We start from the raw sequence: 5,771 nt of genomic DNA, 5'->3' as shown, positions 1-5,771 counted from the left end.
TCAGCAAATCCCTTGAGCTCGCGGCGCTGCTGTGCCTCAAGCGACAACGTGGCGGTGGGGCGCGCCAGCAGGCGGCCGACACCGATGGGTTCACCCGTCTCGTCGCAGTAGCCATAGTCACCGGCATCGATGCGGGCGATCGACTGCTCGATCTTCTTCAGCAGCTTGCGCTCGCGGTCGCGCGTACGCAATTCCAGCGCATGCTCTTCTTCGATCGTGGCGCGGTCGGCCGGGTCGGGCACGACGACGGTGTCTTCGCGCAGGTGCTCGGTGGTCTCGCCGGCACTGTTCAGGATGTCCTGCTTGAGGCTCGACAGGCGCAGGCGGAAAGCCGCCATCTGCTTGTCGTTCATGTATTCACTCTCGGGCATGGCCAACAGCTCGGCGTCGGTCAATTCTTCGGCCGACTTGGTCTTCCAGTTGTTGGCCAGCTTGGGGTCTTTTTTGACGGCCGAGGGCAAGGGGGGAACTATCAGGGTGGGTGTCATGGTCTGGGTATAACTGGCTTTGGCGGCGGTGGAAGCCACCGATTGGGCCATGGAGGGAACGGTCAGCTGAGCCAGGCGGGACGACACCCGCTTGGCCACCGGCGCCGGTGCAGGGGCGGCCACCGGCACAACAGGCGTGCTGGGCTTGACCACTGCAGCCGGTACCGGCTTGGCGGGTGCGACGGGCTTGGCCGGCGCCTTGGCAACAGCAGGTTTGGCGGCTTTTGTGGGCGCCTTGACAGCAGGCTTGGTGGATGCTTTGGCAGCCGGTTTGACAACCTTAGGAGCCGGCTTGGCGGCCTTGGCAACCGCCTTGACGGCCGGTTTGGCAACGGGTTTTGCGACGGGCTTGGCCGTCGCTTTGGTCTTGGCCACCGGCTTGGCCGCCGCCTTCTTGGCGGCCACCTTGACCGCCGGCTTGGCCTTCGCCACCGGCTTGACCACAGGTTTCTTGGCACCAGGTTTGGCTGTCTTCACGGCCGGCTTGCCGGCCGCCGGTTTCGCGACAGGCTTGGCTTTGGCCACAGGCTTGGCCTTTACGGCCGGCTTGGCGGCGGCCTTGCTGGCCGGTTTGGTTTTGGCCGCGGTTTTGGCTTTGGAAGACACGGTCACCTTTCCTGGTTTGGCTTTCACTTTTATTGTCTCCTCGCAGGGCGGGCCTGCGCATTCACCTCAGTGCCTGCTGTTATACCCTCAATGCAGACCGGCAAAAGTCTGAACTGAGAGTTTTTTACTGGCGCGCGAGTGTACAGGTTTTCGCCTCTGCCACGTGGGTAGTTGCGAAACCGAGACAGTCTGGTGAATTGGCCGTTGATCGCGCCGGCCTGACCGGATCAGACCAGGCTCTGTTCCAGGCCCTGCAGAAAGATGTCGCGCGGCAGGTCGATGCCGATGAACACCATCTTGCTGGTACGCGGCTCGCCCTCGGCCCACTGCGGACCGAGGTCGCTGCCCATGAGCTGGTGCACACCCTGGAAGATCACCTTGCGGTCGGTGCCCTTCATATGGAGCACACCCTTGTAGCGCAGCATGCGCGGGCCGTAGATGTTGATGATGGCGCCGAGAAAGTCTTCCAGCTTGGCCGGATCCAGCGCCCGGTCGGAGCGGAAGACGAAGCTCTTCACATCGTCATCATGGTGATGGTGGTGGCCATGGCCGTGCTGGTGCGAGGGATGGTTGCAGTGTTCGCCATGCGCGTGGTCGTGGTCATGGCTGTGATCATGGCCGCACTGGCTGTGGTCGTGGTCGTGCTCCTCTTCCTTCAGGAAGTCGGGATCGATCTCCAGCTTGGCATTCAGGTTGAAACCGCGCAGGTCGAACACCTCGTTCAGCGCCACGTCGCCGAAGTGCACGGCCTTCTGCGGTGCCCGCGGGTTCATGTGCTTCAGGCGGTGCTGCAGCGCATCGAGCTCCTCGGCCGACACCAGGTCCGCCTTGCTGATGAAGATCTGGTCGGCAAAACCCACCTGGCGGCGCGCCTCCTGTCGGTCGTTCAACTGCTGGGCGGCATGCTTGGCATCCACCAGGGTGATGACGGAGTCGAGCAGAAAGCTCTCGGCGATCTCGTCGTCCATGAAGAAGGTCTGGGTCACCGGGCCGGGGTCGGCCAGGCCGGTGGTCTCGATCACCACGCGCTCGAAGTCAAGCAGGCCCTTGCGCTTCTTGGCGGCCAGCAGCTGCAGTGTGGTGCGCAGGTCTTCACGGATGGTGCAGCAGATACAGCCGTTGCTCATCTGGATGATCTGCTCGTTCGTGTCGGACACCAGGATGTCGTTGTCAATGTTTTCCTCGCCGAATTCGTTTTCGATCACGGCAATCTTCTGGCCGTGCGCCTCCTGCAGCACGCGCTTGAGCAAGGTGGTTTTGCCGGAACCGAGGAAGCCGGTCAGGATGGTGGCGGGAATCAGGGCCATGGGGTGGATCTCGCGTAGAAAGAAGGGAAGTGGCCGCCAACTTGCGCGCTGGCGACCCGATCAAGGTCGATAGATGAGGAGTTTACCGGTCCTGTCAAGAGCCGGTGCCCGCAGGGTTGCTGTGCCTTGGTCCCAAACGCTACAAATTTTATAGCGACCAGCGCTGGACTGACAAGGCCGAAGGCCCCAAATCACCCGCCCTCAGCTCTTGCGCATCACCACCAGCCCCTTGAGGTATTCGCCCTCGGGGAAGTTGATGGTCATCGGATGATCCGGGGCGCCACCCATGCGTTCGTGGATGTAACCATCCACGCCGGCGTCCGTGCCGGCCGAGGCCACGATCTTGTGGAACAGGTCGGCACTGATGCCGCCCGAGCAGGAGTAGGTGAACAGCACGCCGCCGGGCTCCAGCAGCTTGAAGGCCAGCCGGTTGATGTCCTTGTAGGCCCGTGCCGCACGCTCGGCATGCGCCACCGTGGGCGCAAACTTCGGCGGGTCAAGCACGATGGCATCAAAAGTCCGCCCCTCCTGCGCAAACTGGCGCAGGCTGGCATTCACGTCGGCATCCATGAAGTCGGCACGGCTGGCTTCGAAGCCGTTGAGCGCCACGTTGGCACGGGCGCGCTCGATGGCCGGCCCGGAAGAATCGATGGAGGTGACGTGCGCCGCACCGCCGGCCAAGGCAGCGACCGTGAAACCGCCGGTGTAGCAATAACAGTTGAGCACGCGCGGGAACTGCAGACGCCGGGCATAGTCCGCAAAACGCTTGCGGCTGTCGCGCTGGTCCAGGTAGAAGCCGGTCTTGTGGCCCGTGGCAATGTCCAGCGCGAGCTGCCAGTCGTGCTCGCGCAGCACCAGCGCGGTCTCGCCCTCGCCATGGAGCCAGCCGGTGGCCTCGGGCAGGCCCTCCAGACCGCGGGCGCTCGCGTCCGAGCGCTCATACAGTCGGCTCAGACCGGTTTCCGCCAGCAGGGCATCGGACAACACTGTCTTCCAGCGCTCGACGCCGCTGGAGAGGAACTGCGCCACCAGCGTGTCGCCATAACGGTCCACGATCAGGCCGGGCAGGCCGTCGGCCTCACCATGGACCAGGCGCACGCCGTCGCTTTGCACGTCAAATCGGGCTCTGGCCCTGATGGAATTTGCGACAAGCGCTCTCAAAAAAGTAGCGTCGATGCGCTGCTTCTCGTCAAAGCTCCAGGCCCGCGCCCGGATCTTGGAACTCGGGCTGAAGGCCGCCCAGGCCAGGAATTCCCCCTTGGCCGACTCCACCCGCACCGTTTCGCCGGCATCGGCCCCGCCCTTGGCAATGGCCGATTCGAAGATCCATGGGTGACGGCGCAGGAGTGAGCGCTCCTTGCCTTCTCTGAGTCGTAGGGTTTTCATGGCCTGAATTGTCGGGCTTTTCCGGGGTTCCACTCGGCGTGCATTCCGCTAGAGTGGACCGATCCGATCTAACAAGCAATAAGGGAGACACACCATGAAATTGACGGATATCCGGATCGGCACCAAGCTGATGGGCGGTTTCATCCTTGTCCTGTGCCTGGCCGCGGCCCAGACTTTTTACGCCGTCTACAGCGTTGGCGAGCTCAATGGCAACTCCAGCCAGATCGCTGACCAGTGGCTGCCTGGCACCGTGCATACCGGGGCCCTCAGCACCCAGGCCAGCCGCTTGCGCGCAGCGCAGTTCCAGCATGTACTGACCTTTGGAGAGGACGAACGACGCGCCCTGGAGAAGGACATGGACGCGCTGCAGGGCAGCGTTGCCCAGGAAATGCAGGCTTACGCCGCGCTCCTCCAAGGTGAGCAAGGCAAGAAGCAATTTGACGCGTTTGCTGCGGAATGGAAAAAATACCTGGCCCAGAAAAACGAGATCGTGCAGCTGGCCCGCCAGCGGCGCGATGAGGAAGCGCTGGACATTCTCAAGGGGCCGGCATTGCAGACCTTTGAGGCCACCATGGGGCAGCTCAAGTCCCTCTCGCAGCTGGCCCAGCAGGGCGCGGCCCTGGCCCGCGACCAGAACGCGGCCCTGCAGAACCAGGTGATGTACGGCAACCTCGGTGCCTTGCTGGTCACCGTCATCCTCGGCCTGTCCATCGCTCGCACCCTCAGCCGCACGATTGCCCGCGGTGTCAACCACGCGGCCGATGTCGCCGGCAAGGTGGCCCAGGGTGACCTCAGCTCGCCCATCACCGTGAGCGGGCGCGATGAGCTCGGCCAATTGCTGACGTCCCTGCGCGACATGCAATCCGGGCTGGCGCAGGTGGTGGCGCGTGTGCGCAGCGGCGCCGAGAGCGTGGCCACCGCCAGCGCTGAAATTGCCCAGGGCGACCTCAACCTCAGCGCGCGCACTGAGAGCCAGGCCAGTTCGCTGGAAGAAACCGCGGCCTCGATGGAGGAACTCGGCTCCACCGTGCGCCAGAACGCCGACAACGCCAAACAGGCCAATCAGCTGGCGCAAAGCGCCTCGACCGTGGCCATCCAGGGTGGCGAGGTGGTGGCCCAGGTGGTCGACACCATGAAGGGCATCAACGACAGTTCACGCAAGATTGCCGACATCATCAGCGTGATCGACGGCATCGCCTTCCAGACCAACATCCTGGCCTTGAATGCGGCGGTGGAAGCGGCACGTGCCGGCGAACAGGGCCGCGGTTTTGCCGTCGTGGCCAGCGAGGTGCGTTCCCTGGCCGGCCGCAGTGCCGAAGCCGCCAAGGAAATCAAGACCCTGATCACCGACAGCGTCGAGCGCGTCGAGCAAGGCAGCGCCCTGGTGGACCGGGCGGGCAGCACCATGAGCGAGGTGGTGAGCAGCATTCGCCGCGTGACCGACATCATGGGCGAGATCAGCAGCGCAAGCTCGGAACAGAGCGCCGGCGTGGCCCAGATTGCTGAAGCGGTGACACAGATGGACCAGACCACGCAGCAGAACGCGGCCTTGGTGGAAGAGATTGCAGCGGCGGCCTCCAGCCTCAAAAATCAGGCCGACGATCTGGTCAACACGGTGGCTGTCTTCCAGCTCCAGACCAGTTGACCCTCTGCGTCTGCCTTTGTTTCTGGCCACGGCTCATTCCCGTGGCCTTTTCTTTTTTGTAATTCAATTTATGCCAACAGGCAAAAGAATTACAACCAGTGAGCGCACACTCCAAGCAATAAAGTCGCCATCACCTGATCAAGCTAGCGGCCTGAATCATCGCCAAATTTGATAAAAATGTTGACTCGTTCATGGGGGCAATCATTTTGCTTATTTGATACTTTTGATAATAATTAACAAATTGTCGATTTAACGAAGCTGAAAGGCCACGCGTCATGTCTCTGCAAACGTCCACCCTCAACCAAGCCACCATGCATGCGGGCGGCGGTGTCATCACCC

The 5,771-nt window shown here is 62.7% G+C and carries 5 protein-coding genes; 1 reads left to right on the top strand and 4 read right to left on the bottom strand.

The features are described from left to right. The 3 genes from dksA to CDE01S_RS17665 form a co-directional block, all read right to left on the bottom strand. Window positions 1-1,094, bottom strand: a 1,094-nt coding sequence (gene dksA, locus CDE01S_RS18375) for an RNA polymerase-binding protein DksA (protein WP_084382984.1), incomplete at its 3' end; no start/stop codon positions are given. A gap of 227 nt (window positions 1,095-1,321) precedes the next feature. Beyond that, window positions 1,322-2,401: a CobW family GTP-binding protein gene (locus tag CDE01S_RS17670; protein ID WP_066710802.1), complete on the bottom strand. Its 1,080-nt coding sequence runs from the start codon at window positions 2,399-2,401 to the stop codon at window positions 1,322-1,324. Window positions 2,402-2,602: 201 nt separating this feature from the next. After that, window positions 2,603-3,787: a class I SAM-dependent rRNA methyltransferase gene (locus CDE01S_RS17665; protein ID WP_066710799.1), complete on the bottom strand. Its 1,185-nt coding sequence runs from the start codon at window positions 3,785-3,787 to the stop codon at window positions 2,603-2,605. Window positions 3,788-3,881: 94 nt separating this feature from the next. Between CDE01S_RS17665 and CDE01S_RS19220 the strand changes: the two genes are divergently transcribed. After that, window positions 3,882-5,432: a methyl-accepting chemotaxis protein gene (locus tag CDE01S_RS19220; RefSeq protein ID WP_066710796.1), complete on the top strand. Its 1,551-nt coding sequence runs from the start codon at window positions 3,882-3,884 to the stop codon at window positions 5,430-5,432. A gap of 130 nt (window positions 5,433-5,562) precedes the next feature. Here the strand turns inward: CDE01S_RS19220 and CDE01S_RS18915 are convergent. Further along, a partial coding sequence (locus CDE01S_RS18915; RefSeq protein ID WP_218016547.1) for a hypothetical protein occupies window positions 5,563-5,771 on the bottom strand: 209 nt, incomplete at its 5' end.

It is taken from the genome of Curvibacter delicatus NBRC 14919, assembly GCF_001592265.1.
GTDB lineage: Bacteria > Pseudomonadota > Gammaproteobacteria > Burkholderiales > Burkholderiaceae_C > Hylemonella > Hylemonella delicata.
This window is presented reverse-complemented; position numbering and strand designations above follow the sequence as displayed.

Bases quoted from the DNA above. Each gene is read 5' to 3' on its own strand.
- CDE01S_RS17670 (WP_066710802.1), bottom strand. From the start codon at position 2,401: ATGGCCCTGATTCCCGCCACCATCCTGACCGGCTTCCTCGGTTCCGGC.
- CDE01S_RS17665 (WP_066710799.1), bottom strand. From the start codon at position 3,787: ATGAAAACCCTACGACTCAGAGAAGGCAAGGAGCGCTCACTCCTGCGC.
- CDE01S_RS19220 (WP_066710796.1), top strand. From the start codon at position 3,882: ATGAAATTGACGGATATCCGGATCGGCACCAAGCTGATGGGCGGTTTC.